Source organism: Thalassomonas sp. RHCl1, from assembly GCF_947387555.1.
In the GTDB taxonomy this organism is placed as follows: domain Bacteria; phylum Pseudomonadota; class Gammaproteobacteria; order Enterobacterales; family Alteromonadaceae; genus Thalassomonas.
Genome location: NZ_CANDNZ010000020.1, coordinates 1 through 26592 on the forward strand (window position 1 = coordinate 1; position 26592 = coordinate 26592).

22 protein-coding genes are annotated in these 26592 nt (G+C 47.0%); 11 read left to right on the forward strand and 11 right to left on the reverse strand.

Going from position 1 to position 26592, the window contains the following annotated elements:
* Positions 1-835: 835 nt before the first annotated feature.
* The 3 genes from QL234_RS29295 to QL234_RS29305 all read left to right on the forward strand — a co-directional run bounded on the left by QL234_RS29295 (position 836) and on the right by QL234_RS29305 (position 4390).
* Entirely contained in the window at positions 836-2452 is a 1617-nt protein-coding gene (locus QL234_RS29295; protein ID WP_281561279.1) for a hypothetical protein, read from the forward strand.
* Between the two features lie 500 nt (positions 2453-2952).
* Positions 2953-3207: a SymE family type I addiction module toxin gene (locus QL234_RS29300; RefSeq protein ID WP_281561280.1), complete on the forward strand. Its 255-nt coding sequence runs from the start codon at positions 2953-2955 to the stop codon at positions 3205-3207.
* A 304-nt stretch (positions 3208-3511) separates the two neighbouring features.
* A complete protein-coding gene (locus QL234_RS29305) occupies positions 3512-4390 on the forward strand; it encodes a universal stress protein (protein WP_281561281.1) in 879 nt (292 codons plus the stop codon).
* A 256-nt stretch (positions 4391-4646) separates the two neighbouring features.
* Here QL234_RS29305 and QL234_RS29310 read toward each other — a convergent pair whose 3' ends face one another.
* From QL234_RS29310 to QL234_RS29320, 3 genes are all read right to left on the reverse strand, one after another.
* Positions 4647-5267 carry a LysE family translocator gene (locus QL234_RS29310; protein ID WP_281561333.1) on the reverse strand — a complete coding sequence of 207 codons (621 nt, stop codon included), beginning with the start codon at positions 5265-5267 and terminating at the stop codon, positions 4647-4649.
* Positions 5268-5444: 177 nt separating this feature from the next.
* On the reverse strand, positions 5445-6971 hold the full coding sequence (locus QL234_RS29315) for a carotenoid oxygenase family protein (RefSeq protein ID WP_281561282.1): 1527 nt from the start codon (positions 6969-6971) through the stop codon (positions 5445-5447).
* A gap of 27 nt (positions 6972-6998) precedes the next feature.
* Complete coding sequence (locus tag QL234_RS29320; RefSeq protein WP_281561283.1) at positions 6999-7424, reverse strand: DUF2141 domain-containing protein; 426 nt, start codon at positions 7422-7424, stop codon at positions 6999-7001.
* 162 nt (positions 7425-7586) lie between these two features.
* On the opposite strand from QL234_RS29320, the gene QL234_RS29325 reads away from it, so the two are divergent.
* Both QL234_RS29325 and recQ read left to right on the forward strand, forming a co-directional pair.
* The gene (locus tag QL234_RS29325) at positions 7587-8405 is read left to right on the forward strand and encodes a LytTR family DNA-binding domain-containing protein (RefSeq protein ID WP_281561284.1); all 819 of its coding nucleotides are present in this window, start codon (positions 7587-7589) and stop codon (positions 8403-8405) included.
* Positions 8406-8563: 158 nt separating this feature from the next.
* The gene (gene recQ, locus QL234_RS29330; RefSeq protein ID WP_281561285.1) at positions 8564-10369 is read left to right on the forward strand and encodes a DNA helicase RecQ; all 1806 of its coding nucleotides are present in this window, start codon (positions 8564-8566) and stop codon (positions 10367-10369) included.
* Positions 10370-10417: 48 nt separating this feature from the next.
* Here recQ and QL234_RS29335 read toward each other — a convergent pair whose 3' ends face one another.
* From QL234_RS29335 to QL234_RS29355, 5 genes are all read right to left on the reverse strand, one after another.
* A complete protein-coding gene (locus tag QL234_RS29335) occupies positions 10418-11575 on the reverse strand; it encodes a lipase family protein (RefSeq protein ID WP_281561286.1) in 1158 nt (385 codons plus the stop codon).
* A 42-nt stretch (positions 11576-11617) separates the two neighbouring features.
* Positions 11618-12145 carry a DUF6795 domain-containing protein gene (locus QL234_RS29340; RefSeq protein WP_281561287.1) on the reverse strand — a complete coding sequence of 176 codons (528 nt, stop codon included), beginning with the start codon at positions 12143-12145 and terminating at the stop codon, positions 11618-11620.
* 167 nt (positions 12146-12312) lie between these two features.
* Positions 12313-12951, reverse strand: coding sequence for a carboxypeptidase-like regulatory domain-containing protein (locus QL234_RS29345; RefSeq protein ID WP_281561288.1), 639 nt, complete (start codon positions 12949-12951; stop codon positions 12313-12315).
* Positions 12952-13182: 231 nt separating this feature from the next.
* Positions 13183-14781 carry a cation:proton antiporter family protein gene (locus QL234_RS29350; protein WP_281561289.1) on the reverse strand — a complete coding sequence of 533 codons (1599 nt, stop codon included), beginning with the start codon at positions 14779-14781 and terminating at the stop codon, positions 13183-13185.
* A gap of 91 nt (positions 14782-14872) precedes the next feature.
* Positions 14873-15502 carry an arylesterase gene (locus QL234_RS29355; RefSeq protein ID WP_281561290.1) on the reverse strand — a complete coding sequence of 210 codons (630 nt, stop codon included), beginning with the start codon at positions 15500-15502 and terminating at the stop codon, positions 14873-14875.
* On the opposite strand from QL234_RS29355, the gene QL234_RS29360 reads away from it, so the two are divergent.
* Together QL234_RS29360 and QL234_RS29365 are read left to right on the forward strand one after the other, a co-directional pair.
* Complete coding sequence (locus QL234_RS29360; protein WP_281561291.1) at positions 15501-16208, forward strand: ATP-binding cassette domain-containing protein; 708 nt, start codon at positions 15501-15503, stop codon at positions 16206-16208. The two genes, QL234_RS29355 and QL234_RS29360, sit on opposite strands and share 2 nt — an antisense overlap.
* 30 nt (positions 16209-16238) lie before the next feature.
* On the forward strand, positions 16239-18809 hold the full coding sequence (locus tag QL234_RS29365) for an FtsX-like permease family protein (RefSeq protein WP_281561292.1): 2571 nt from the start codon (positions 16239-16241) through the stop codon (positions 18807-18809).
* Between the two features lie 103 nt (positions 18810-18912).
* Here the strand turns inward: QL234_RS29365 and QL234_RS29370 are convergent, their stop codons facing one another.
* Positions 18913-19842, reverse strand: coding sequence for a TIGR01777 family oxidoreductase (locus QL234_RS29370; protein ID WP_281561293.1), 930 nt, complete (start codon positions 19840-19842; stop codon positions 18913-18915).
* A 207-nt stretch (positions 19843-20049) separates the two neighbouring features.
* Between QL234_RS29370 and QL234_RS29375 the strand changes: the two genes are divergently transcribed.
* Positions 20050-21141, forward strand: coding sequence for an AI-2E family transporter (locus QL234_RS29375; protein WP_281561294.1), 1092 nt, complete (start codon positions 20050-20052; stop codon positions 21139-21141).
* A 65-nt stretch (positions 21142-21206) separates the two neighbouring features.
* Positions 21207-21689 carry a cupin domain-containing protein gene (locus QL234_RS29380; RefSeq protein ID WP_281561295.1) on the forward strand — a complete coding sequence of 161 codons (483 nt, stop codon included), beginning with the start codon at positions 21207-21209 and terminating at the stop codon, positions 21687-21689.
* 67 nt (positions 21690-21756) lie between these two features.
* Here QL234_RS29380 and QL234_RS29385 read toward each other — a convergent pair whose 3' ends face one another.
* Positions 21757-22599 (reverse strand): hypothetical protein, encoded by an 843-nt coding sequence (locus QL234_RS29385; RefSeq protein ID WP_281561296.1) that lies wholly within the window; start codon positions 22597-22599, stop codon positions 21757-21759.
* 290 nt (positions 22600-22889) lie between these two features.
* Here QL234_RS29385 and QL234_RS29390 point away from each other — a divergent pair, with 290 nt between their 5' ends.
* The gene (locus tag QL234_RS29390; RefSeq protein ID WP_281561297.1) at positions 22890-23339 is read left to right on the forward strand and encodes a GFA family protein; all 450 of its coding nucleotides are present in this window, start codon (positions 22890-22892) and stop codon (positions 23337-23339) included.
* Here the strand turns inward: QL234_RS29390 and mltC are convergent.
* Positions 23330-24511 carry a membrane-bound lytic murein transglycosylase MltC gene (gene mltC, locus QL234_RS29395; RefSeq protein ID WP_281561298.1) on the reverse strand — a complete coding sequence of 394 codons (1182 nt, stop codon included), beginning with the start codon at positions 24509-24511 and terminating at the stop codon, positions 23330-23332. The two genes, QL234_RS29390 and mltC, sit on opposite strands and share 10 nt — an antisense overlap.
* A gap of 197 nt (positions 24512-24708) precedes the next feature.
* Here mltC and QL234_RS29400 point away from each other — a divergent pair, with 197 nt between their 5' ends.
* Entirely contained in the window at positions 24709-26547 is a 1839-nt protein-coding gene (locus tag QL234_RS29400) for a VWA domain-containing protein (RefSeq protein ID WP_281561299.1), read from the forward strand.
* Positions 26548-26592: the final 45 nt, after the last annotated feature.

Sequence of the window (26592 nt, forward strand, 5' to 3'; positions counted from 1 at the left end):
CTATCGTCTAGAGGCCTAGGACACCGCCCTTTCACGGCGGTAACAGGGGTTCGAATCCCCTTAGGGATGCCAATTTACATAAATCAACCGACGCAAGTCGGTTTTTTTATGCCTGAAATTTGACTTTGTTGTTATTGCTTAACCCTTAAGGACACCGCCCGCAGCTCCTTAGCCAGGCACGGTAACAGGGGGTCGAATCCCCTTAGGGATGCCAATTTACATAAATTAACCGACGAAAGTCGGTTTTTTTATGCCTGAAATTTGACTTTGTTGTGATTGCTTAACCCTTGAGGACACCGCCCGCAGTTCTTTAGCCAGGCACGGTAACAGGGGGTCGAATCCCCTTAGGGATGCCAATTTACATAAATTAACCGACGAAAGTCGGTTTTTTTATGCCTGAAATTTGATTTTTCTGCTTACTGTTTTTCTGATTCCGAAAACACTTTATATAGCTTGCCATTAAATTTTGGCCTCTTCAGCTTTGCTTCTGCATTTACAGTCATGTTATTCGGCATCAGGCCTGAAAATTTAGCTTCCTCTCCCTGCTAACAGACTAATTGACCCTTCTTAATCACTTTCCTTGTCTTATTCTAAATTTACTTTAGCGGTAATTTTTTATTCATTCAGGTGAGACAGCTTTCTATTTAAGTGCACTTGCATAGGTGAATTGACAACGGCCTTTGGCTTTTACTATTCCACCGTAACAGCTGTTGTCGCTGGAAATTGAAAATGTACTCGCGATAAAACCGCGAAAAGCGATTGAGAAACAAAGAAAGCAGCAAGATACCACGGGCATTAAACCTACAGACAATATGTTTAAAGAGGAAGTTTGAATATGAATTTATTAAAAACCACTTTAGTCTCAGCCATCTTTTTGATACCAAGCAGCCAAATCATGGCAGGTGTTGATTCCGACTTTAAGGAGAAACCCCAGGAGCGCTTCACTGTTTATACCGGCGACGGCAATTATAAACAGGCCTACCACTGGGCATTTAACGAAAACGGGCAGGGGCCGGCGGTCACTATTTTCCTCAATCATGGCTCTGGCGGTGAGTGGTACGATGAAATTGATACAGAATTTGGCGTTTGCGGGCCTGATTATATTAATGGCAATGGCGATTTTACCGGCACCTTATATGACGGCCTATGTGAGGTTGATGGCAATGGTGACGAAGTCATGCTGGCGGACTTCACTGTGAGCAATGTACCGGTAGGGCCTCTGCTTGAAGATTTTATGCTGAAAAAAATTGTCGGCAGTACCGCTTTTGCCGCCTGGTATTGGCAAGATGCTTTTGCGCAATTTGACTCCCCGGTACATATCTTTATGGTGGGACGTTACAACATAGTCAAAGATGCCGCTCATTTGGATAATGCCCTTTACTGGCTAAATCTCACCGATGAAAATAGTGTGACCCGGGATACAAACCCACCCTATAACTTTGATGGCTATGGTGTATCCGATATCGATGGCGACTTACGTCCCATGCATGCAGCACCTGACATCGCGGGATTTGATAATGTATTTCTCTATAAAGCGATCAAAGAGCAGTATCCCAATATATCCTTGAACAATATCATTATTGAGGGGCGCTCTAACGGCGGCTCAGCGATGATAGCCTTAGCTGCCGATCATCATATATGGCCGCTGAATACCCGGGAATTTTGGGGACGTAACCTACCGGCCCCAAACGAGCAACCACAGCCAGAACCCGACCCGGTTATTATCCCTGCGCTGACCCTGAACGATATTGTCAATAATCCACAATATGCCGATGCCTTCAATGCCATGTTGGCAAATATCAGCGCAGCAGATTTAGACGCCAGACTAAACAATGGCGAGTCACTGAATTTGTACAGCAACCATATGGTGATTAATGGCACAGCGGGTGAACAAGCCAATGCAGAAGAGCCCGAGGTGAACCCCAATGGAAATTTCTCAGAAGAGACTTACCATGCTGATCTCGCGGCCTTTATTGGTGGCAATTTTTACGACGATGTAAAAATGATCCACTCATTTTATCCCGGCTGCCGACTAGACGGCACCATGGAAAAAGACAATAGCTTGCAGCCAGGTGAAGTAGAAGACGACGGTGACAATGCCAACGGTTATAAAGTGGCGATTAAAACCATGTTCAGCTTTGGTGATGAAGATTCCCTCTATAAAGCTGAATGTGACGACCGTGTGAGTGAAGGGGCCGTTCAAACGGATGTTGCCGGTACCTTCACGGCTTCAACAATCACCGATGGCTCGGTATCGGTCATTGGCGAGGTTTTTTCACCCGCGCAACATGGTTTTGATTACAAGGATGTGGAAACCAATCAACCTGGCGATACACAAAACGAACAAGACAGGGCGGCGGAGTCTCGCCGGGCAATTGAACGTGTGATCAATCAGGCGATTGTCGAGTTAGGACTCAACGGCAGCTACACCTTGCCGGATAATCTGAATTAACAAAACAGGGTAGAGCAGGCCGGTGATCCGATATAAAGGGCAGCGTAAGCATGTCGATAAGAAACCGGACAACGGCCTGAATTAATTGATGCCCGTTGTTTTATAACGGTGAACTCCCTTGTTTGAGATTTAGTCGTGATATGCAAGTAATGTTGAGTGTTTTTGTAGTGACCTTAACTCAATGTTTTTTATAGTATTGAACTCTTCGTACAGTAAGTTATACAGTATCTGCAGTTAAGCATAATATTAAATGCAGCCATACCCGGATTTATCCCGCTTTTTCTACTATAAACACAGGGGGAAACATTAACCACAGGAGGTATATCAAGCGCAGCGACTTACTAGCCATAGCTAAAATAACTGGCTAATAAATAACTGGCTAATAAATAGCTGACTAAAAAACAGCTCACCAATAAACAGTGAATAAACACAAGCGCTACCCCTGAGTGCGGTAACACCCAGAGATAGCTAACCAAAACGAACTTACCAAGGAGTCCGTCATGGCTGAATATCATCATACGCCAGAGACTTGTCCGGCAAAAGCAAAATATCCCCGCTACCGTCAGTTAACCATACAGGAAACTATTTGTGACTCGGCAGTGAAAATTCGCGGCACCGGCATTAACTATGTGCCTGTTAATGTTGAACCTTGTATTGTGCTCAGGGGAAAATGGCTGAAAAAGGCTGGTTTTGCTATCGGGCAAAAAGTCACTTTGGCCATTAATCCGGGTGAAGTGATCATTACACCTAAGTAATATAGCTAAGTATTCCAGCTAAGGTATTCACCCGTAGTTAAAGCAGGCTAAACAACTGTGCCCGCTGGTAGGCGCAGTTGTTTTACCTTGTAGGCTAATCCTCCCGAAAAATAATTGATAAAAATACTTATTTGTTATTACGGCACCTCGGATTTTTGGGGGAAGCCTGAAAATCAGTTGTTATCTATCGGTTGCATTAAAATCGTACTTTTGCATAAATTATTAATGTAAAACAATAAAACGTTGATAGCTCAAGTGATAATCTTATTTGGGATAAACCTATTTTACGATCAGGGAGTGTTAAATGAGCAAAATTCTTGTAATAGCGCACCGGGAAGATGAAAGCCCCACGGCAATAAATAAGGCGCTGCAACTGGCTGAACGCTATTGTGCAGACATTCATATTATGGCCTTTTGCCATGAAGAGCTTGAGTCTGTTGGCAGTTTTACTGCCGAGCAGGTAGAGCAGGTTAAACAGCAAATTATCGATAAACGCCATCAATGGGTTCAAAATCAAATTGCACAACTAGAGCACGGCACCAGCAATATCACGGTTGAAACGCAGTGGAAAAGGGAAATATATAAAGCTGTTTTACAAGAAGTTTCCACCAACGACTACCGCTTTATTGTCGCACAGCACCATGGCACCGGCAGTTTTTTCCATATATCAACCGAGTGGTATTTATTACGGGAAAGTCGAATTCCTGTTTACTTGGTTCGTCAAGATGAATGGAAAAGCCAAAGTACTGTGATGGCTGCGGTTGATTTAAAAAATGATTCTGTAGAAGGTAAGTTAATGCGCGAGCAAGTGATGTCTGCCGCAGCAGACTTTGCCAAGACATTTGATTCAGCATTACACTGCTGCTTTTGTTTTGAGTTGCCGGAAGTACTTATAGATCTTGATGTTATTGATAAAGCACGTTATCAAGATGAAGTACGTGAAAAATATTTGCCGCAGATGCAAGCCCTGGCGAAGGAATATCATATTGATGAAGAAAACCTACATGTGAAATTTGGCAATCCACAAAAGTGTATTGCCAGCGTGGCAACAAAATCTAAAACACATACCGTTGTGATTGGTTCGATGGCCCGCACCGGCATTAAGGGAAAACTGATAGGTAATACCGCTGAGAAATTAACGGCTTATCTACATACTGATATGTTAATTGTAGCGCCGGTGTAATGTGCTTATAAAAACACGGATTCTTCTGTTTTTTTAAGAGTCTTCTTGATATTGTGAATGAAATGAATGCGTTATTGGCTGCTCACGATTTGTTGTGAGCAGCTCTTCGCTTAATTTAGGCGTTTTGCTATACATCCGGTATAAAATGCTCATCTACCAGTGCCGGAATTTCATTTAACCCGCCGTTATTTTATGCCTGCCCGGATATGTAAACACAATACAGCACCTACAAGCACTAACAGCGATTACTTGCCAATTACCCTAAGGCTAGCCAAAGTCCTACAGCTATCATCAGGCTACCGGCAATACGGTTCATCCATTTGATATTATCACCACGACTTAAGAACAGCCTTAAGCTTTTACCGCCGGCAGCATATGCCATCATGCTGGTAAATTCCGTCAGCATAATAATGCTGAGCAGTATCGCCAATTGCACATTAAGGTTAGCTTCAACGTTGATGAAAGGAGGCAATAAAGAAATCATAAATGCCCAGCCTTTAGGGTTGGCAATTGCCGTGATCAGTCCCTGATAAAACAGGGCAGAGCGGTTTACTTGTTGTTGCTCAATATCATCGGTTAAGGCCATTTTACCTTTGGCGCGCCACATATTTATGCCGATATAGGCTAAATATGTCCCTCCCAGCCATTTTAATATCGCAAAAGCTTCGGGATAGTTCAGCATAACACTTGCTACGCCCATGACCGCAGCAACGGCAACTATGGCAACACCGATTAACTCTCCCATCATCATCCATAATGTGCGTCTTACGCCGATACTCATGCCAAGGGTCATGGCTAAGGTCATGCACATACCCGGGGTGATCGAGACAAAAAAGAAGGTGGGAATAAACACAGCAAGTACGGCAAAGTCAGGCATTTCACTTTTCTTATTCATTATTATGGCTTGCCAGTTTAATAGAGCTTAAGCTCAGAAGCCAGCTTGCTTTAGGTTGAAGAAGACAAAGTTTGGGCCAGTGAAAGACCGCCGAAAGCTGGCGTTATATTTGCCATGAGGGCGGTATGCCCGCCCTGATATTTTAATGCTGACTGTAGATTAAGCTCTTTGAAAATTCCCATGAAACCCCAAGGGAATATGATAAGGCAGCCAGGCACGCATGACCGGCCCCTGCGAGAGATTATCGGCCTGAAACAGGTTAATGCAGGTACGCTTGCTTGGCACATGTAACGCGGTGCCGAGAAGGTAACCACTGCCTTCACGGGCTTTAGTGGTGGTGATCACATGCTCTTCAACCAGATAATCTTCACCGTAATAATATTCATCCACTGCCCCGGTATCTGTGTTTAACCTGCGTATCGAATCTGCCCAAAGGGTGTTGTTTTTATTGCCTGTGGTGTAAAGCAAACGGTTTCTTTGGCCAACCAGGTGATCATAAATTCTAGGGAACTCGCTGTCGCCGTCAATGTATTGCTGAGTAAAGCCGCCATTGGGTTTTAGCGTATATAACACGGTTTGTGAGCGGTTGGTATGTTTGCCTACCTCGCCTTGCATCAAGGTTGATAAATTATGTAACGAGCTGACATCCGGATATAAACTGGCGTCAAAATGTATGGTGCCGTCACGCTCCTCCCAGGCATTGCCAAAATGAAAAGCAAAGCCCGGGGGCAGTTGATAGCTTTTCTTAATTGTTAACTCAGCTTTATCTATCACTAATACCCGCATCGGCTGCTCTTTTTCAAATCGGGTGCGCTCAAAAAACCCTTTACCCGTACCATTGGGGGACAGGGAAGGTAAGATCAGCAAGACATGTTTATGGGTGATTAAAAAGTCATGCAGCATGCCGCGATAACCGGCATCGACCACGGCGGCATTTTTCATCCGGCCGTTTGCCGACAAATGATAGAACACTGCCTGGCCATTGCCGTTAAGACCAAAATTAAAGATATCGCCGCCGGGATCTATTTTCGGGTGGGCAGAAAACGGCATGCCTTTTAAGCTTTGCTCAAATGGGCTGTTTTGTCCGAGGTTGGCCCAGTCCCTGCTGTCCAGTGTCTGCGGGTTAACCTGCATCGGCGAGCCTGCTTCCCACAGTGTCCAGAGCTTATCGCCAACGCTGATCACATTGGTATTGGAGGGGTTGATACTGTCGGCATGATGCACCGCCAGGGCACCGGAGATTTTGGTATCCGGTCCCGAGTAGAGAAACTTGCCCGCCTGCTTTTCTGTGGCAAATTTCGGGGTATTGATAAATTTCCCCTGGTGAAAAATTTTGCCGTCAGAAAAATTAAAGCTGTGGAGCATGCCGTCACCTTCAAACAGGTGGCTGTACCTGAGATTGCCCCGTTCATGGCCTGCCGGGCCGATACGGTAAAGCGTACCGCTTAAATCCCCCGGCATTTTCCCCTCAATGGTTAAGGCTTTTAAGGCAAAGTTTTCCGTGATATTGGCAAAGCCTATCAAGGCGGGATTGTTCTTTAGCGCACGGGCAAATTGTGCCTTTGACGATAATGCTGATGGAGCCGGTTCTACTATTTTTGCCAGTGCCTGCATACCAGGGGCCATTGCCAGGCCGCTACCGGCGATTATGGATAAATTTTTTATAAAGTGGCGTCTGTTCATCATACTGTCCGTTGTTAATAGTGGCTGTGATTAATAAATAACTTTGCTGGAGAGCTTGATGTCGCCGCTTACCTGAAATTTCATTTCCTGATATTTTGCCGGGCCAAAATTTGGCTGGGCATTGTTGGAAAAACCATAACCTTCGGTGGGCATGCCAAAAAGGTTGCTGTCGAGTTTACCGTTATTATTTTCATCGTGATAAAAGCGCAGGGCATATTCGCCGCTATCGACATCCTCAAAGGTCAGGGTGGCACTACCTGATTTTGCTTTGGCTATTGTCGCCAGCTCGGCATTGCCCTGGTGATAATTTTCTTCGCCATTAAATAACTGGATATAGAGTTTTCCCTGGTCGTTTTTTATCCCGGTGATTTCCAGCTGGATATTGGCGCTTTGGGCAAAAAAGCTGCTCAGGGTGAATGCGCCTGTGATGAATAATCTGTTTGCTGTTTTAATCATAAAAGTACTCCTTTTTATGTTTTTGTATAAATCACTCAGGGTGTAAAAGAAGCCATTGCCTGGCGTTGAAAAAACTTTAAAATAGGCAGGTGTGATCGCCAAGGCAGATTACGTGAACCGCAACATTTTTTCGTAAAAAGCACAGTAAAGGTTGAAGTACCATTGACGATTCGTGAATTTTTCCTTAAATATCAAACTGAAAGCCGGTTGTTCAATAAAAAGACAATCGCGACGGATTGTCTGGTTTTACTGATCGCAGGTGTGGTTTTAGCCTTGTTGGCGCCTTTTGGTATGAACAAAATTGCCCTGGGCAGCAACATTGCCTTTTGGGTGACCGCCTGCTTTGCCGGGCATTTGCTTTATTCGCCTTTGTTCTTTTTTGGAGGCAAATATTTGCAGCGTTTTCCCTTGCCTTCCTGGGCGGGATTATTGCTGCTGTCGGTGGTCGCCGGATTTTTGATGTGTTTTGTGATCACTTTTATCAGTTGGTTATATCTGGGCGGTAGTGCCGATTATCTTGCTGATTTACCCGTTCTCTTTCCTAAAACCTTTTTAATAGGTGTGATCATTACCTTGGTGAAATGGCTTAAAAACTATATTAAGCACCAAAATGAGCAATTAGCGCAGCAAAGACAAATTCAACAGGAGCACCAGCAGGAGCAGGAAACCAGGGTTAATTTTATGGCTAAGTTGCCAAAAGATAAACGCGGCACCTTACTGTGCCTGGAAATGGATGATCATTATCTTAAGGTGCATACCGATAAAGGGCATCATATGTTATTGATGCGTTTAAAAGATGCTTTAGAAGACTTGGTTCATTACCCGGGGCTGCAAACCCACAGATCCTGGTGGGTGGCAGAAGAAGCCATTCGTGAAAGTGTTAAGCAGGAGCGCAAAGTGTCGTTAAGGCTGAGCAATGATCTGCTGGTGCCTGTCTCCAGAACCTATCTACCGCGGCTGAAAGAGAAAAACTTGCTCTGAGTGCCTGTTTATTATGGGCGGACGCGGTACTGCTTTTGTCCGCCCGGCAGCAAAGCTCCTCTTTTAAAAAAGATAACTCATGTTTGCATAAACAATCATTCGCAAAAACATCAAGCACATGCTAAAACTTTTACACTATCAACAAATCAACCTCCCCGATGAATAAAGCAGCCCTGTCGGTACTCAATACCGTTTTTGGTTATCCGGAATTTAGAAGCCCTCAAGATGAAGTCATTGACACTGTGATTAATGGTGGCGATGCCCTGGTATTAATGCCAACGGGTGGCGGTAAGTCTCTTTGTTATCAAATACCTGCGTTGATCCGCCCGGGCTGTGCCATTGTTATCTCGCCACTGATTGCCTTAATGCAGGACCAGGTGAATGCACTGACCCAGCTGGGCATTAATGCCGGTTTTTTAAATTCAACCCTTGATAACAATCAGGCCTTTGCGGTTGAACAGGCGCTTTTTCAAGGAGAATTAGAGCTACTTTATATTGCCCCCGAGCGTTTAACCCAAGCCAGAACCTTGTCCATGCTGCAGCAATGCTCCATTGCTTTATTTGCTATTGATGAAGCCCATTGTGTTTCACAGTGGGGACATGATTTCAGGGCCGATTACCTGGAGTTGTCGCTATTACACCAGCAATTTCCCTCGGTGCCGCGCATCGCGTTAACGGCGACGGCGGACCCCCGTACACATCAGGAAATCAGTGAGAGATTACAGCTGGATCAGGCCAGGCATTTTATTGCCGGCTTTGACCGGCCTAATATCCAGTACCGTATCAATCAAAAGCACAATGGCCGCCAGCAGTTATTAAGATTTATCCGCAGCGAACACGAACATGATGCCGGTATTGTCTATTGCCTGTCCCGTAAAAAAACCGAAGAAACCGCCAGCTGGTTATGCCAGCAAGGCTTGCAGGCCTTGCCTTATCATGCCGGCTTGGCACCTGAGATGAAAGAGCAGCATCAAAACCGTTTTTTACGGGAAGACGGTATTATTATCGTCGCTACCATAGCGTTTGGTATGGGCATAGATAAACCCGATGTCCGTTTTGTTGCCCATCTTGACCTGCCAAAAAGCATAGAGTCTTATTATCAGGAAACCGGGCGGGCAGGGCGTGACGGTCAGGCGGCGACTGCCTGGATGGTGTATGGCTTACAGGATGTGATCAAGCTCAAACAGATGCTGGACAGATCTGAAGCCCCCGACATGCAAAAGCGCATCGAGCGCCAGCGCTTGGATGCCATGTTAGGGCTTTGTGAAATCACCACTTGCCGCCGGCAAACCTTATTAGGCTATTTTAATGAACATTTGCCCCAGCCCTGCGGCAATTGCGATACCTGTATTACCCCGGTGCAAACTTGGGACGGCACCGAGGCGGCGCGTAAGGCGCTGAGCTGTGTCTACCGCACCGGGCAACGTTTTGGCGTCAATCATCTTATTGATGTGCTTCTGGGGAAAAGCACGGCCAAAGTGCAGCAGTTTCATCACCAAACACTGAGTACTTATGCCATAGGGAGTGAGCTGGAAAGCAATCAGTGGCATTCTGTGTTCCGCCAGTTAGTATCGCGCGGTTATATATATGCCGATATGGACAGTTTCGGCGCCTTTAAGCTGACTGAGAAATGCCGCCCTCTATTGCGCGGCGAACAAAGCATTGAACTGCGCAAAGATAACACCGAAAAGATGAAAAAGAAAAAAGCATCAAAATCAGCAGCAGCTGTTCCTGAATACGCCCAGCCTTTATGGGAAGCGCTCAGGGCGTTAAGAAAACAGCTGGCAGATGAGCATGGTGTTCCCGCCTACACGGTTTTTCATGATGCGACTATGATGGAAATGATCACTATTCGGCCTGAGAATAGGGAGCAATTGTTAAATATCAGCGGAGTAGGTGTCAGCAAGTTGGATAAATACGGCGAGCAGTTCTTGGCGGTTATTGCACAGCATCAAGGGAATTAATTCAAAGTAAGGTATTGAACTATGCCGACGATACTGTATCAGCTAATTTTAATTACTTTGCTTTAGCGCCAACTTTGCGGCTTTTTGTAAGCGGCCGATAGTAACTGTAAATACCCAGCGGATAAATTTATAGGTAAATTCAATCGGTATATAGGCACTTTTACCGGCAAAAACCAGCATGTAGCCTAATACGCCTTTGAGTTGCTTTTCCATGCCGATAATTTTTGAGATATCGACTAAGGCCCTGGCCATGATGTCGTAGACCGTGCCTATGGTGGCGCCCGTGGCCTGCAGGGAAGCAATAATGCTTGCGGCGCCGCCGTCTATCATCAATGTCATTAATGCTGCGGCAATCTTGTCGGCCCAAAAGCTGGAATAGGTAGTTTCAGTACGGTTTTGGTAGTTGAGTACCACCCGCTGACTGACGGAGCAGGCGGCTTGGCAGTGCAAACTTTCCCAGTCGTTGACGTTTGCGGTGTTGATATAGCCAGGAGTGCCATCCATAAAGTGAGCCTTCGGGTCTATGCCTTGGGCACGGGACAATATGTATTCATGACCATTGATAGGAGCATGGTAAAAAGGCCATACTGGCATTTTCGGTACCGGATCTGCACCGTGGACACAACGAAACATTTTTTTTACCCGGGCGCTGTTGCTGATGGCATAGTCTTTTTTACCAACTCTGGGGGCACCAAAAGTGTAGAGATAAACATTTCTTTTAAACTCTGTTTTTATCCAGTCTGCGGTTAAGGATGCAAGTGCGCCCCCAAGGCTGTGACCGACACAATGGACAATAGTGTTGCCGTTAAATAAACCCGCTTGATTGAAATAGGCCATTAAGCCGGATCTGAATGAAGCAAATGTACTTTGAAAACCGGTATGCACCGAAGCGCCATTATCACTGTTACAGCTATGGCAGGTAATATCAGTGAGAGCATCGGCTAATGAATCCGTGCCGCGAATAGCAATGACATGATCGTTTTTATGCTCTCTGCTATAGCCCTGGCCGATTAAAACGAAGCCTGTTGCTTGACGGCAGAAAAAACCGCCGGATGTACCGGTATAGATATGCTCTGATAGATTAAACTTGAAATGTTTTTCAGTCTCAGGGGCAAGCTCTAAATGATAATTTTTAGGTAAAGAACCTTTAATGTTATAGGCCGCAGCAGCAAGGTCAGAAGCAATAAGAGGGGAAATAGCAGGCATATTTTATCCTTAAAATAGTATCGTTATTTCGTAATAGATAGATCAAGTTATTTCATCATATGAAGCAATCAATTCATTGTTATAATAGGTTGAAATCAGCTCCCCCTGCCAATGGCATATTGAACTGACGACATGTCGCTGTCGACCTCCAAAATTTGAAGCATCAATAAGATGTTTCACTTTTTTATTTTTTAAATCGCCATTAAGTTTTAGCATAAGCTCTGACAGAGGAGGAATTGAACGCCAACTTTTACTTGTAGACCAAAGAAAATAATAGTGATCATCTTGATCTTTAGGATTATCTGTTTCTATATAAATGGATTGCAAAACGGGCATGTTTGCCCCAAAAATATCGCCAGGTAGTCGTGACTTAATAATCTTTTTTTCGAATGAGAATCGACCTTTGGTATCGGTCAATGCATACTCAACTTGCTCTTTTCCTTTTTCGTAACCTTGATACATAAGAGAACGAATAACCTCTATACCGACGACTGGTTTGCCATTATCTGTGATGCATCCTCGCACTTCGGGTGACATTTCCACATCATGGCGCTTAAACAGACCAAACATGGCTTTGGCCTCCAACAAGTAGTGAAATAGCACTCACGGTGATTCGGCAGGTAAACATTTGAGCTTGATGAACTGTGACTGGTTGATATGTATAACAATTATTTTTGTTAAACAAAAGAACATCCTCCATTGACATTCACTTGGTGAAAACGACTATAGATGAAAAGTCAGATTATTTCATCATAGGAAGCAATCAACTCATTATTAAAGTAGGTTGAAATCAGCTCTCCCTGCCAATGGCATATTGAAATGATGGGCTGCCTCAGCCGTCCTCCATAATCCTGGGTATTGATTTCATGATGAACTTCCTTATTTTGTAAGTCGCCATTAAGCTTTAGCATCAGTGCTGAAAGCGGAGCAATCGAACGCCAACTTTTACTTGTAGACCAAAGAAAATAATAAGGATCATCCTGATCTTCAGGGTTATCCTTTTCGATATAGATAGATTGTAAAACCGGTACGCTTGCCCCAAACATACGCCCGGGCAGACGTGATTTAATCATTTTTTTCTCAAATGAGAACCGACCTTCACTATCGGTTGATGCATAGGCAACTTGCTCTTTCCCGTCTTCGTAACCTTCATACATCAGGCGACGAACCACCACTATTCCGGCAACAGGTTTACCATTATCGGTAATACAGCCGCGCACCTGGGGTGACATTTCGACATCGTGGCGTTTAAACAATCCAAACATGGCTCGGGCCTCCATGGTGAAGAAGTATTGCTTACCTGAGAAATAAGGGGAAATTGTCGCTGTTGCAAAGCGTGATTTGCTTTCGATTGCGAAATCGTTTGCTTTAACCAAAAGTGTCTCTTTTGGTGATTTTTCCTTTATAGAAATTTCCCAAGCTGAAAATTTAGTATGGTTGGCTTTACCATTAATTCAATAGCTTTTTATAAAACCTTGACGGATGAAATGACAGTCGGGGAAGCATTATCAGGCATGGGGCTGCTTTATAGGGAAGGGTTGGAGGGCCCGTTATCTCTGTGCTGATGCTTTTACCGGCAACAAATACAGAGATAACGGGCGGTATGCTTAGGTGCCTGTGCTGCCAACCGGCTCGGGACATCCCTGCGGCAGCATAGCTAAACTTTCTTCGGCGAAACCGACCCCGGCTTCGGTGTAGAAGTTAAAGACCTTGTCTATGCCGTATTCCGTCAACTCTTCCCGTTCATCGTCATAGCGGGCGATGGCGGCAATCTGTCCCTGGTAATGGGCGGTCTTTAACTGGCTGGCAATGCTTTTGCTGTCTTGTACCGAAGGCAGTGCCAGTAAGATCAAATGAATTTTACTCAGGTCGATATTTTCCCAGAAAAAAGCATCTTCACCGTCGCCGTAACAGGCCTGCATGCCTTTTTTACTGATCTGTTTGATTTTTTCCTTGTCGGCATCCATACCCCAAACCCGGGTATTGCCGTGGGTGGATAATGCCTGGTAGGCACCCATGCCGACCCGGCCCATGCCGATAACGATAACGGGCGCATCCTCGGGCTGTTCGAATACGTCTTCGGCCAAGCGGGTGTCGCGCTCGAATTTTCTCAGGAAATCTTTGTGGCGGGCAAAGATGATATGGGAAAAACGATAGAGTACATTGGTGAGGACAAAAGAGATTGATACCGCCAGCGCCAGGATCACCAGCCACTCACTGGCCAACCAGCCGGCCTTGACGCTGATAGCGGTAACAATCAGGCCAAACTCACTGTAATTACTTAACCCCAGGGCGCTTAAGTAAGCGGTCCGGCAGCGAATTTTCAGTGCGCACAGCAGCAGGAAAAACAGCACAAATTTTACCGGTAACAGCAGCGCCAGTGACGATGCCAGCCCCAGCATTTGCCAGTCGGGCAGGGCGGTAAAGCCTATGGTCAGGAAAAAGCCGATCAAGAAGATGTCTTTAAAACTCAGCAGCGACTTGGAGATTTCGGTGGCTTTGGGGTGCGTGGCCAGTAGCATGCCGATTAGCAGGGCGCCGAGATCCCCTTTGATATTGACCAGTTCAAACAATTCATAACTGCCTAGCGCCAGGAAAAAGCCCCCCAAAGGCATTAATTCGCCGTGACCGGCATGGCTGATCACCCGGCTGAGCAGCGGGCGCAGCAGCACTAAAGCCAACAGCGCCGGTGCCCAGACAGAAGGGGTTTTCCCTGTGGCCAGTACCAAAAAGATCACCGCGACGATATCCTGCATCACCAGGATGCCGATGGCGAGTTTGCCGTGGCGGGTCTTCATTTCCCCTTGCTCTTCCAGTAGTTTGACCACACAAACCGTGCTGCTGAAACTTAAGGCAAAAGCGACTAAGGCGGCGGTAGCAAAATCGAGATCGGCAAAGTAGACTACGGCCCCCATGATTAATAATTTGGAGAGTACGGCAACAGTTACCACCCAGATCAAGGTGTGGCTTAAACTGGCGAGCCAGATTTCCGGTTTGAATAAATCTTTGACGTTTAATTTCAACCCTATGGTAAATAACATCAAGGTGATACCTAAATCTGCCAGAGCCTGGAGATTGTCATCCGCCTGGAAGCCGAGAAAATGCAGTAAAAATCCGGCAAACAGGTAGCCGATAGAAGGGGGCAGCGACACCGACTTTGATGCCAGGCCGCAAATAAACGCAAAAAGTATCCAGATAAATTCCATTTGGCCCTCAGGTTGTTCAATTTACTATGAAAAGTAAAAAGTTGTTGATAGTGTTAAATTGCTGTTCGTTATCTTTTGTTTGGCTTTTTCTTTATTTGCTGCTCTTTAGCAGTAACTGGTTAAGCTGTTTATGCATGACCTCGACAATTAACGGCTGCGCTGCCTGATTCGGGTGTATGCCGTCTGCCTGCATCAGCTTCGGGTTGGTGGCAATGTCTTCCATAAAAAACTGCAATAATGGAATATTTTCCTGTTTGGCGACCTGGGCAAAGGTATCGGTAAATAACTGGTTATATCTGGGGCCATAATTGGGGGGAATACGGATATTCATGATCGCCACCGGAATATCTTTTGCCTTGGCGAGTCGAATTATTTGTAACAAGTTGTTTTTAATCAGCTTGGGGGGAAAGCCGCGCAGGCCGTCATTACCGCCGAGTTCTATCAGGAGATAATCGACTTTTTCTTTCGATAAAATGCCCGGCAGGCGAGATAAACCGCCTGCTGTGGTCTCGCCGCTTATGCTAGCATTAGTGATCATAAAAGGGGCATTTTGTTCGTTGAGGGTTTGATTAAGTAAGCTGACCCAGCCTTCATTTTGTTGCATTCCATAGCTTGCACTGAGACTATCACCTAGTAATACAATAGAGTTGGTCGCTTTAACCTGAGCACTTAGGGTTAGCAAGCAAAACATTAACAAAGTAAAAAAAGTATTTTTTATCATGAAGTTAAATTCCGAAATTATCCTTAAAGCCGATGCGTTAGCCAAGTCAGTTGCCTTGGAAAATAAAAACCTGGATCTGTTACTCGAGATAAATCTTGAAGTTAATGCAGGTGAAACACTGGCGATTGTCGGTTCCTCCGGCTCAGGTAAAACCACCTTGTTATCCTTGCTTGCCGGACTGGACCTCCCCTCGTCAGGTGCAGTTTATCTTAAAAACCATGGTTTGCACCAGCTAAATGAAGAGCAGCGCAGTCAGGTACGAGCAGAGCACGTGGGATTTATTTTCCAGCAGTTTCTTCTAGTTAACAGTTTAACCGCACTTGAGAATGTGATGTTGCCCGCCGAGCTGGCCAATATGGCGGATGCCAGGGAAAGCGCCAAGGCCTTGCTTGAACAGGTAGGCCTGGGCGATCGCATCGATCATTTCCCTTCCCAGTTATCCGGGGGTGAGCAGCAAAGGGTCGCCATTGCCCGCGCCTTTATTTCCAAACCGGATATATTATTTGCCGATGAGCCCACAGGTAACCTGGATACCCGTACCGGCGAGCATATCACCGAGTTGCTGTTTAACCTCAACCAGCAATTTGGCACCACCTTGGTACTGGTGACTCATGATCCTAAGTTGGCGGATAAATGCCAGCGCCGGGTGGTGATGGAGAGCGGACAGCTTACCGAAGAAATCACTAACATTGCCAATGTCGGTTAGACCGGGCTTTTGATAGGAAAACAATGACCTATGAATATTTTTAATGCTGTCTGGTTCAGGCAATCAAAACGTTTACTGCTGCATGAGCTGCGCCGGGGTGATCTCACCATTATTTGCCTGGCGATTGTGCTGGCGGTGGCCACGGTATTTTCCCTGTCGGGTTTTTCCGGGCAGATACAACAGGCTTTGCTCAATAAAAGCACCAGCTTTATTGCCTCAGATCGGGTGCTGCAAACCAGCCGCGAGGTAGACCCCGTTATTATCGGCAAAAGTGAACAACTCGGCCTTGATAATGCCAAGCAGTTATTGATGTCGTCCATGGTATTTGCCGGCGACAAGATGCAGCTGGCTCAGCTTAAGGCGGTTTCCGATGGTTATCCGCTCAGAGGTGAGCTGCTGATCTCTTTCCCGCAGCATAAGTTAGTGAACCAGCGCCGCAATGCGCCTGAGCCCGGTAAGGTCTGGGTGGAAAAGAAAGTATTATCCGCCCTGGATTTGACCATGGGGGACAGCATAGAGATAGGCGTGAGCAGTTTTGTGCTTGACGGTATTATCGAACAAATTCCCGATGCCAGTTTCAGTGTCTTTACCAATGGCCCGGCGATTATTTTAAATGAGTCGGATATCGGTAACACCCAGTTGATACAGCCGGCCAGTCGCTTAACTTATAAGTATTTGTTTGCCGGCGAGAAAGATGCGGTTGAAGCATTTGAGACCTGGATTAAACCGCAAGTGAACGAAACCCAGCGCTGGTATGATATCCAGTCACGGCAGTCGCCGCTCGCCAATGCCCTGAACCGCGCCGAAAAATACCTTTCTCTGGCCAGTATGCTGGGTATTATTCTTGCCGCCGTTGCGGTCGCCGTCGCCAGCCGCCGTTACAGCCACAGGCATCAGCCTATGGTGGCGGTATTTAAGGCCATGGGGGCGTCTATGGCGCATATCCAGAAACTCTATTGTCTGCATTGGGGCCTGTTGAGTCTTTTTAGTATTTTTGTCGGTATGATGCTCGGATATGCCTTATTACAGGGTGGCTTATATGCGGTGAAGGACTTTTTGCCGGTAAATGATTTTGTCTTTAGCTGGTATCCGCTACTGATTTCCTGTGTTACCGGGCTGATCTGCGCCATTGCCTTTGCAGTGACGCCGTTAAAACATCTGGTGGCGACACCGGCTTTGTCGGTGATCCGCGGCTTTTCACAGTCTGATAGCGGCGCTGACAATACTACTTCACTTTCCTTTAAACAAAGAGTACAACAAGGCGGGCAGTATCTTTTGCCGCTGGCGGCGTTGTTTACCCTGCTGTTTATGTTCAGCAAAGATTTGCTGTTAAGTTTTGCCTTGCTTATCGGCGGCATTTTGGTGGCGGGTATTCTGGTGCTCTTTGGCCGTGGCCTGATGAGTGCCGGTCGGGTTGCCGGTACCCAGGCGGGTAAATCCTGGCACCTGGCGATGGCGAATTTAAAACGGCGGGCAAAAGAAAACAGTGTCCAGCTGGTAAGTTTTACCATAGCCATTAAGTTGTTGTTATTGATTGTGGTGATCCGCAGTGCTTTGCTGAGCGAATGGCAGCAGCAATTACCCCAGGATGCGCCGAACCGCTTTTTGATCAACGTCAGTGGCCCTGAAGTGACCCAGGTTGATGACTTTGTTGCCAGACACAGTTTAAAAACCAGTGGCTTATATCCGGTGGTACGGGGAAGGTTAACGGCAATTAATGAAGAAAAAGTCGCGCAAAAAGTTACCAAGGAAGAAGATAAGGCGTCGGATAACGGCAGGCGTGGTGTCGGCCGTGAGCTTAACCTGACCTGGCGCGAGCAATTGCCGAAGGAAAATAATATTATCGACGGCAGCTGGTGGGCTAAGTCCGGTGCAGGGTCAAGCCAACAGCCCCAGGTCTCGGTTGAGCAGGGGGTGGCCGAGCGTTTAGAGCTTAAAGTCGGCGATACCTTGACCTTCCAGCTCGGCAGTGAATTTTTCACTGTGCCTGTCACCAGCATCCGTGAAGTGAACTGGCAGTCGATGCAGCCGAACTTCTTTATGATCTTCAGCCCGGGCGTGCTGGCCGATTTCCCTGCCACCTATATTTCATCGCTTTATATACCCGACGAAAAAGATCAAGCCCTGCAAGACTTTATGGCGCAGCATCCGACCATTTCCATGATAGATGTTGATGTCATGATAGGTCAGCTGCACAGCGTGATTGAACAGGTATCACTGGCGGTGGAGTTTATCCTGGTACTGGTGGTGATCGCAGGTTCCCTGGTGTTAGTGGCCCAAGTGCAGGCCAGCATGGAAGAGCGGGAGCGGGAAGTGGCTATTTTAAGAACCCTGGGGGCAAAAGGCACTTTACTGAGGAACAGTGTTTTGTTTGAATTTGTTGCCCTGGGAGCTATTGCCGGTTTTATGGCCAGTATCGCCATGGAGATCGCTGTGTACTTTTTACAAACCCGGATATTTGAGATGAGCGCCAGTCTGCATTTCCAATACTGGGGGCTGGGGGTTGTGTCCGGTGGCCTCTTTGTCGGCTTGGTGGGCATGCTCAGCTGTTGGCGTTTGCTTAATATGTCAAGTGTGACCCTGATCCGGCGCACCATGTAATTTGCATAGCTTGGCTATATTACTGGCTTAGTAACTAAATCAATAAAGGCTTGCTGCGGCAAGCCTTTATTATTTGTGAGCATAACCGGCTTACCCTTTGCCGTTATTTGGCTAACAACTGCGCCAATGCCTGTTCTAATGTCGGATATTCAAAGGTGAAACCTGCATCAAGTAATTTCTTCGGTACCACATGCTGGCCGTGGATCAAGAGTTCAGCCATTTCCCCTATCAGCAGTTTTAATACCGGGCCCGGCATCGGCATAAAGCAGGGACGGTGCAGCTGGCTTGCCAATGTCTGGCTAAACTCCTTATTGCTAACCGGTGTTGGCGCGGTCAAGTTTACCGCTTGGGAGATGTTCTCTTGTTGCAGCAGGTAATTCAGCGCCTGGCAGTAATCGTCTATATGTATCCAGGACATAAATTGACGACCATCGGCAATCGGCCCTCCCAGCCCAAAAGAAAAGGGCGGCAGCATTTTCGCTAGGGCGCCGCCATTTTTGCTTAAGACAATACCGGTACGTAGCAGGCAAATCCGGGTCTTTTCCCGGCACTGCAGGGCTTTTTCTTCCCAGGTCTGGCATAAGTCGTGGCTGAATTCCGGATAACAATCAGTAAAGTTTTCACCTATATCAAAAGTTTGCTGGCGGCCGTAATAGCCGATGGCAGATCCGGAAAGGAAAACCTCCGGCGGGGAGGTGGATTGGTTGATCAATTGCGAAAGCTGTTCGGTGACTTGCCAGCGGCTTTGACATAAGCGCTGCTTTTGCTTTTCACTCCAGCGGGTATCTGCCAGTGATTCTCCTTGCAGATTGATCACCGCATCAAAGGCATCCAGGTTCTCAAAGCCTTGTAAATGCTGGATCAAGACAATGTCGTTTTTACCCTGGTGTTCTTTTGCGTCTCCTGGCAATTCACTGCTGAACAATTGTGGATGTATTTGCCGGCTCAGGACGGTAAAGTGATGTTGATGCAAATATTTGTTAATAAAATGTCGGCCAATTAAGCCGGTGCCCCCGGTGATCAGGATGTTCATATCATTGCACCTTTGCCTGTGTTAGTAACGAGCTTAGTCTATTTTGTTTGCCTGCGGGCTTAATCTTTTTAATTATGACAAAGCTTGGGCCTACTCGGTAAAAAAATGTGCAATGTCATGAATTAATTATCAAAATTTATTACGGCTTTTAGGGCGTTTTAGCGTATAGTTTGGGCTTTAAAACTAAGAACAAAAGAAAGTCTATTTATGGGATTAACCAGCAAAAACAGCAGCACCGTTAAGGCGCTTTTGGTGACCGCCGCCCTTTTTATTATTCTCGCGGGTATTAAAACCGCGGCGAATATTTTAGTACCGTTTTTATTATCGGTTTTTATCGCCATTATCTGCAATCCCCTGGTGGCAAAAGCCAGCAAATACAAAATTCCCAATGTGATTTCCGTACTGCTGGTGATCCTGATGTTTGTCACCATCGCCCTTTCCCTGGCAGGCCTGGTGGGCAACTCCCTGAATGAATTATCCCTGCTGTTACCTGAATATCGGGCGCAGCTTAAAGAGCAGTTTGTCTGGGTGACGGAAAAACTTGCCAATTACAATATTCAGATTTCTTCTGCAGTGCTGGTGGAGTACTTTGACCCGGGGGCGGCCATGAGCCTGGCGGCGGATATGCTCAGCGGCCTGGGAGGCGTGATGGCCAATATGTTTTTGATCATCATGACGGTGGTTTTTATGCTGTTTGAAGCCTCAGGTATTCCGAAAAAGCTGCATCTGGCGCTGGACGATCCCGAAATGCGCCTGAAGCAAATCGATAAGTTCCTTTCCTCGGTGAACCATTATATCGCGATTAAAACCCTGGTCAGCATCGCCACCGGGGTCTGCGTTTCTGTGATGCTGTGGGCTTTTGGTCTGGACTTTTTCCTGCTGTGGGGCGTGTTGGCATTTTTACTTAATTATATTCCCAATATCGGCTCTATTATTGCGGCGGTACCGGCAATGTCTTTAGCGGTATTACAGCTCGGACCGGGCAGTGCCGGACTTATCGGTTTAGGTTACCTGATGATCAATACCGTGATGGGCAATGCGGTGGAGCCCAGGTATTTGGGCAGGGGCCTTGGCCTTTCTACCTTGGTGGTATTTTTATCGTTAATCTTTTGGGGCTGGCTGTTAGGCACGGTGGGCATGTTATTGTCTGTACCTTTAACCATGATAGTAAAAATTGCCCTGGAAAGTTCCTCCGAAGGTCGCTGGTTGGCTGTGCTCTTGTCCGGGAATGAACCTGGGGATGAGTCTGGCAATGAAAGCGGGAATGAGCCGGAAACTGAAGCCGGCCATAAAGTCTAGTGCTGACTTTGACGTAATAAAAACTGCCCGCCTTGATTGCCATTTGAATGTAAGGAGTACTGTTAATGGACAAGTATATAGTCACCAAAGAAGAAATTGACGACTATCCCGGGATAGAGAAAACGCATTTTCTCAATAACAAAGCGGTGCGCCGCAATAAATCCCTGGGCGATCTGACGGGTTTAAACGGCATAGGTTTTCATATTATTGAGATCCAGCCGGGATTTGAGTCCACCGAGTTTCATCAGCATTTTTTTGAAGAAGAATGCGTATATATTCTTGCCGGAGAAGCCGAGGCCAGGATTGGCGATGATATCAGCCGGGTAAAGGCCGGTGATTTTATCGGTTACCGGGCAGGGGGCCAGGCCCATAGCCTGAAAAATACCGGCACTCAACTGTTAAGGTGTATCGTGGTCGGCCAGCGTTTGGAACATGATGTTGCCGATTATCCGGATTTGCAAAAGCGTATTTTTCGCAATAAAGGCCGTCAGTGGAATCTGGTGGATATTGCTGCGATTGAAACGCCGGTGGCGGGGGAGAAAAAGTAGTCAACGGGAGCTGACATGGGCAGGCATTGGAAGGGTATAGCCAATGCCTGCGTTTAGCTGTTAGCGCTTAAAACGTTCTTTGATGACGCTTGATTGCTCTGGCGATGCGTTTGGCGGCACGGGTGACGGTTTTTCTGCTGGGGTGCAGACCATCGCCCATATGTTCAAAACCTTTCCAGAAATCAACGACAATAGCTTCTGGCATTTCGCTTTCCAATCGGCTGCGGTAGAGGTCCCGGTAGGCATTGTAGCTTTCTTCACCTATGATCCAGGGCCAGCCCAGGGCGGTACGAAAAAGCTCCAGCTCTAAATTTTCATAAGCGGGGGTATAGCCGTAAATCGGGGTGATGCCTTTTTCCAGCGCTTTTTTGCCGACGGCAATGAGATTATCAATAGAGGCATTCATCTGATCTTCACTACATTCCATGGTTAATTCCATGGCAATGCCGAAGGCATCTGGATGCATGCAGTCGTTGCCCTTAACGATCACCAGGTAATTGGCATTGACGTTATCCCTTGTGGATACCCGGGCCAGGGCCTTTTGAAACTGGATATCGTAACTGTCCCAACCGGGACCGACACATTCAGGTCCCGGATAACAGCCGAGACGGGTAAAACTGGTGGCGCCGGCCTGGGCTTCGTTAATGACATGTCCCGACAGGCTTCTTTCTCTTACCAGGGCATTGCCGAGAGAGAGATAAGTGCCTGAATTGACCGCCGTGCCCGCTAAAGGGGCCTGTAAATCACTGAAAAACGGGGTTGTTGCATTTGCATAAGAGGCGCCGATGATAAGCAATGGTGCCTCGGTTGATTTATGATCTGCCCATGCCGCAGAAGATATAAATGAGATGGTGATAACAAGTGAAGAAAAGAGACGTTTGACCGATTTTAAGTATGAAAACTTCAACATAAAATATTCCTGGTACTTAAGTTAATGTTAATAATAAAACACCCTTACCCCAAGGCTTTTTATGAAACCTTCCCTGGGATCTGCTATCAAGATATCGTTTTGTTTCACATGTGGATACCCTGATAATTAGAACAAATCGATCTAATTGCCATAAAAAAGTTAACTTTTCGTTATAACTTGATGTCGTCAAGATGGGGATTTTCCCTGGGAATATTACTGGTATTATTGCCTTAAGCTGATCATACTTTTGCCTGGGCACAGCTATTGCCAGCTAAGCCAAAGGAGGGGAAATGTCAGAGGAAAAAGGAAACTATACCGGCAGTTGTTTATGTGGACAGGTACAATACCGGGTGAGCGAGTTTTTACCCGTGATCGCCCATTGCCATTGCACTATGTGCCAAAAATTCCATGGTGCGGCTTTTTCAACGTTTGCTGAAGTTGAAAAAGAAAACCTTCACTGGCTCAGCGGCCAGGAGCATTTAACCAGCTACCGGGCGGAAAACGGCAGCATCAGGCAGTTCTGCAACTGCTGTGGCGCCAGCATGGTGTTTATTTCCCGTTATAACGAGGAAGCGTCCACGGTAGAGATTGCCATCGCCACCTTAGACTCCGGGGCGCCCTTAACCCCGGATGCCCATATTTTTACCCGCTCTAAAGTGTCCTGGATAACGCTTTGCGATGATTTGCCCAAGTTCAGTGCCTTTCGAAAACCAATACCGGCAGATGAAGATCATAGTTGATAGCTTTTTTCCGCCCGGGTGACTTTCTGCAGGTAACGCCGGCTTTCGGCCTTGGGGTGTTCCATGGTTAAATGCTGGTAAACTTGCCAAGGCAGCAATGTATTAATCCGGCTTTTGGCATGATCCCGGTTGCTGCTGAAGGTTTTAAAGACATTGCCGGCGCCGCCGTTGTAGGCGGAAATCATGGCAAAATGCCGGCTCTGGCTGTTGCGGATATTTTTCAGGTATTGCTGGGATAAAATATGCAAATAGGCGGTGCCGATGTCGATATTCTCCCGGGCGCTGAACAGGGTTTGCTTGCCTGGCATGCCGGGCTTTTTCTTGATCTTCTGGTAAACATCTTTGCCTGCGGTGGCAGGCACGATTTGCATCAGGCCGTAGGCATTGGCGCGGCTGACGGCAAAGGGGTTAAAACTGCTTTCGGTCTCAATAATGGCATAAATCAATGCCGGTTTTATTTGGTATTTATTGGCGGCAGCCAGCACATAAGGGGCGTATTTTTGTTTGCGCAGCTGATGATGAGAACCCACCATAGGGATTTCCACGCCATAGATTTGCTGCTTGCTCCTGACGGTTTTTTTCAATTTGTGTTTGATCAGGTAGTCGGCAAAGCGGTTGGCGCGCCAGGAATAGGCGATAGCCTGACCGTCGTGATCGAGTACCTGATTAAATAAATAGGGTTTGCCGGAAATGATCGGCTCCCTGTCGGAAAATAAATCGATATGGGCCGGGTTGTCGTCAGTGAGTAAAGTGGTGACTATCGCCTGTTTCAGCTGTTCCAGGGGCTTGCTGGCGGCAATGGTTTCAACGCTGACCAGGCCTTTGGCAAAGTCGACCTCCGCCTTGGAATGATAGCCGTGGCCGTATTTCACTAACTTTTTGCGCCCGGCAACCGGCGCATGCTCTTTACCCCAAATGGCGATGATGATGGCGGCGAATTCTTTAATGCTGGCATCTAAGGTGTTGAGATCGCTGACTAACTGTCCGGGAGACTGGCTGTAGGTTTTTCCTTTGCCCTTGAGGTACCCTTTAAGGTGTGTTTTCGGATTGTCCGAGAGTATCGCCCGGGCAAGTTTTTGCTGATCTGTTACCGTGCAGGCGCAGAGCAGCACAGTGAAAAGCAAGATAACGCCCAGGCGGGGTGAGAAAGAAAACCTGCGGGTAACATCCATCCAATAGCAATCCCATACTGCAAAACTCTGGCCTTACTTTTTCATATCCGGCAACAAAAATAAAGTCTGTGCCGGTTTTTACAAGTAAAGGGAGAGGAAATTTACCGATAAGGGGATTTAGCTTGATTCAAATCACGGCGGGGATTTTTAGCCTTTGTTAGCATGCCTTTAGGTAGCATAATCAGGTAAAGGTACTGATGGAAGAATGGGTAGGGGAAATCTGGCATAAGTTTATCACCCGCAAGGCGTCAAGCGAATACGAAGAGGCCAGGGTAAAGTTTGCCGATATCAGTCATTCGGTGTCCCTGGTATTTAGGGCCCTTGGCGGCGAAGGTGTTAAACGGGTTGAAGCGGCGAGTGGCCGGGATTATCTGGTGCGGCGCTCTTTGCTGGAAAAAATTTCCGGCGCTAACCAGCAAATCAGTTTGGCCTGGCAAGACGATGAAAGCCTGCGCTTGCCCGAATCGCTGGCAGTTTTCCCCGACACTGAGCTTAACCGGGATCTTTATATCTGGCTGGCGGTGTTGGCGGCGCAGCATAACGGCCGCTTTAAGCACTGGGGGCTGGATAACCAGCAGCTGGTGCTGGATGTGCTGACAAAATATCCGGGATTAAAACCCAGATACCAGCGCCTGGCAAAAACCTTTGTTGCCCAACGCGGCGATCCGGGGAAATTACCCCGGGAAGAGCGGGAAATGGAGTTTGCCATTAACCGTGCCTTATTGGAGCCCGGCTCAGTGAAGGTATTTCCTCTGGTTAATTATGCCCCGAAAGCGGTATTGCTATGGCTGTATCCGGCCTCAGTTATTTCATTACAGGCATCGCCTTTTCTGGAAAATAGCGCCGATGAAGACGAACAGGAAAGCAAAAAGCCAAAACAGGAAAAGCAAATCAACACCCGTAAAAAAGCCGAACGCAGCGATGCCGGCAATAACCGGGATGGCATGATGATTTTTCGCCTAGAGAGCTTATTTAGCTGGAGCGAATTTTCGAAAATGGACCGCGGCCTTGATGACAGTGATGATGAAGATAATGACCGCGTGGCACAAGATCTCGATAAAATTACCTTATCCAGGCAGCAAACACAAAAAAGCTCGGCGATAAAAATGGACTTGGATCTGCCCTCTGCCAGTGAAGACGATATTCCCCTTGGCCCCGGTTGTAAGCTGCCGGAATGGGATTATCGCAGCAATCAGCTGGTGCCGGACAGGTGTTTGTTGCATCCTATGTTGCCAAGAGATGCGACTCCTAAAGGTTTGCCCAAGCACCTGCAAAACACCGCCAAGACCATACAGGCGCAGTTTGAGCAATTGCAAAGTGTCCGCTACTGGCTCAAATCCCAACCCCAGGGGGAAGAGGTAGATATGAATGCCTGGCTTGACTTTTATGTACAAAGTCAGGTATCCAAAGCCGAAGATCGCGGACTTTATCAGAGTTTTCGCGGTAACTTCCGCGACTTATCCTGTTTGTTGCTGGCGGACTTGTCCATGTCCACCGAAGCCTATTTAGATGACGATAACCGGGTCATTGACGTGGTTAAAGACAGTTTACTGCTCTTTGGCGAAGCGTTGCAGTCAAGCGGCGATAATTTTGCCATGTATGGTTTTTCTTCGGTAAAACGCTCGAATGTCCGCTTTAGCGTGCTGAAAAACTTCAGGGAAAACTACGGCAATCAGGTCAGGGGACGCATCCAGGCATTAAAACCCGGCTTTTATACCCGCATGGGGGCGGCGGTGCGCCAGGCAAGCAAGCTTTTAATTGAGCAGCAGTCGACGCAAAAGCTGCTGTTGATGCTCACCGACGGCAAGCCCAACGATATCGATCATTATGAAGGGCGCTTTGGTATCGAAGACTGCCGTCAGGCAATCCTCGAAGCCAGACAGCAGGGCATAAAACCTTTTTGCATTACCATAGATCAGGACGCCGCCGACTATCTGCCTTATATCTTCGGCAGCAGCGGTTTTACCGTGATCATGAAACCTTCACAGTTGCCGGTGCGCCTGCCCCAGCTATACCACCAGCTGACGGCGCAATAAGCAAAACGGTGAGCATGAATGAAACTCAACTTATCATAAGGTGTG

Coding starts and splice junctions, on each gene's coding strand:
- QL234_RS29295 (WP_281561279.1), top strand. CDS start 836: ATGAATTTATTAAAAACCACTTTAGTCTCAGCCATCTTTTTGATACCA.
- QL234_RS29300 (WP_281561280.1), top strand. CDS start 2,953: ATGGCTGAATATCATCATACGCCAGAGACTTGTCCGGCAAAAGCAAAA.
- QL234_RS29305 (WP_281561281.1), top strand. CDS start 3,512: ATGAGCAAAATTCTTGTAATAGCGCACCGGGAAGATGAAAGCCCCACG.
- QL234_RS29310 (WP_281561333.1), bottom strand. CDS start 5,267: ATGCCTGACTTTGCCGTACTTGCTGTGTTTATTCCCACCTTCTTTTTT.
- QL234_RS29315 (WP_281561282.1), bottom strand. CDS start 6,971: ATGATGAACAGACGCCACTTTATAAAAAATTTATCCATAATCGCCGGT.
- QL234_RS29320 (WP_281561283.1), bottom strand. CDS start 7,424: ATGATTAAAACAGCAAACAGATTATTCATCACAGGCGCATTCACCCTG.
- recQ (WP_281561285.1), top strand. CDS start 8,564: ATGAATAAAGCAGCCCTGTCGGTACTCAATACCGTTTTTGGTTATCCG.
- QL234_RS29335 (WP_281561286.1), bottom strand. CDS start 11,575: ATGCCTGCTATTTCCCCTCTTATTGCTTCTGACCTTGCTGCTGCGGCC.
- QL234_RS29340 (WP_281561287.1), bottom strand. CDS start 12,145: ATGTTTGGTCTGTTTAAGCGCCATGATGTGGAAATGTCACCCGAAGTG.
- QL234_RS29350 (WP_281561289.1), bottom strand. CDS start 14,781: ATGGAATTTATCTGGATACTTTTTGCGTTTATTTGCGGCCTGGCATCA.
- QL234_RS29360 (WP_281561291.1), top strand. CDS start 15,501: ATGAAGTTAAATTCCGAAATTATCCTTAAAGCCGATGCGTTAGCCAAG.
- QL234_RS29355 (WP_281561290.1), bottom strand. CDS start 15,502: ATGATAAAAAATACTTTTTTTACTTTGTTAATGTTTTGCTTGCTAACC.
- QL234_RS29365 (WP_281561292.1), top strand. CDS start 16,239: ATGAATATTTTTAATGCTGTCTGGTTCAGGCAATCAAAACGTTTACTG.
- QL234_RS29370 (WP_281561293.1), bottom strand. CDS start 19,842: ATGAACATCCTGATCACCGGGGGCACCGGCTTAATTGGCCGACATTTT.
- QL234_RS29375 (WP_281561294.1), top strand. CDS start 20,050: ATGGGATTAACCAGCAAAAACAGCAGCACCGTTAAGGCGCTTTTGGTG.
- QL234_RS29380 (WP_281561295.1), top strand. CDS start 21,207: ATGGACAAGTATATAGTCACCAAAGAAGAAATTGACGACTATCCCGGG.
- QL234_RS29385 (WP_281561296.1), bottom strand. CDS start 22,599: ATGTTGAAGTTTTCATACTTAAAATCGGTCAAACGTCTCTTTTCTTCA.
- QL234_RS29390 (WP_281561297.1), top strand. CDS start 22,890: ATGTCAGAGGAAAAAGGAAACTATACCGGCAGTTGTTTATGTGGACAG.
- mltC (WP_281561298.1), bottom strand. CDS start 24,511: ATGGATGTTACCCGCAGGTTTTCTTTCTCACCCCGCCTGGGCGTTATC.
- QL234_RS29400 (WP_281561299.1), top strand. CDS start 24,709: ATGGAAGAATGGGTAGGGGAAATCTGGCATAAGTTTATCACCCGCAAG.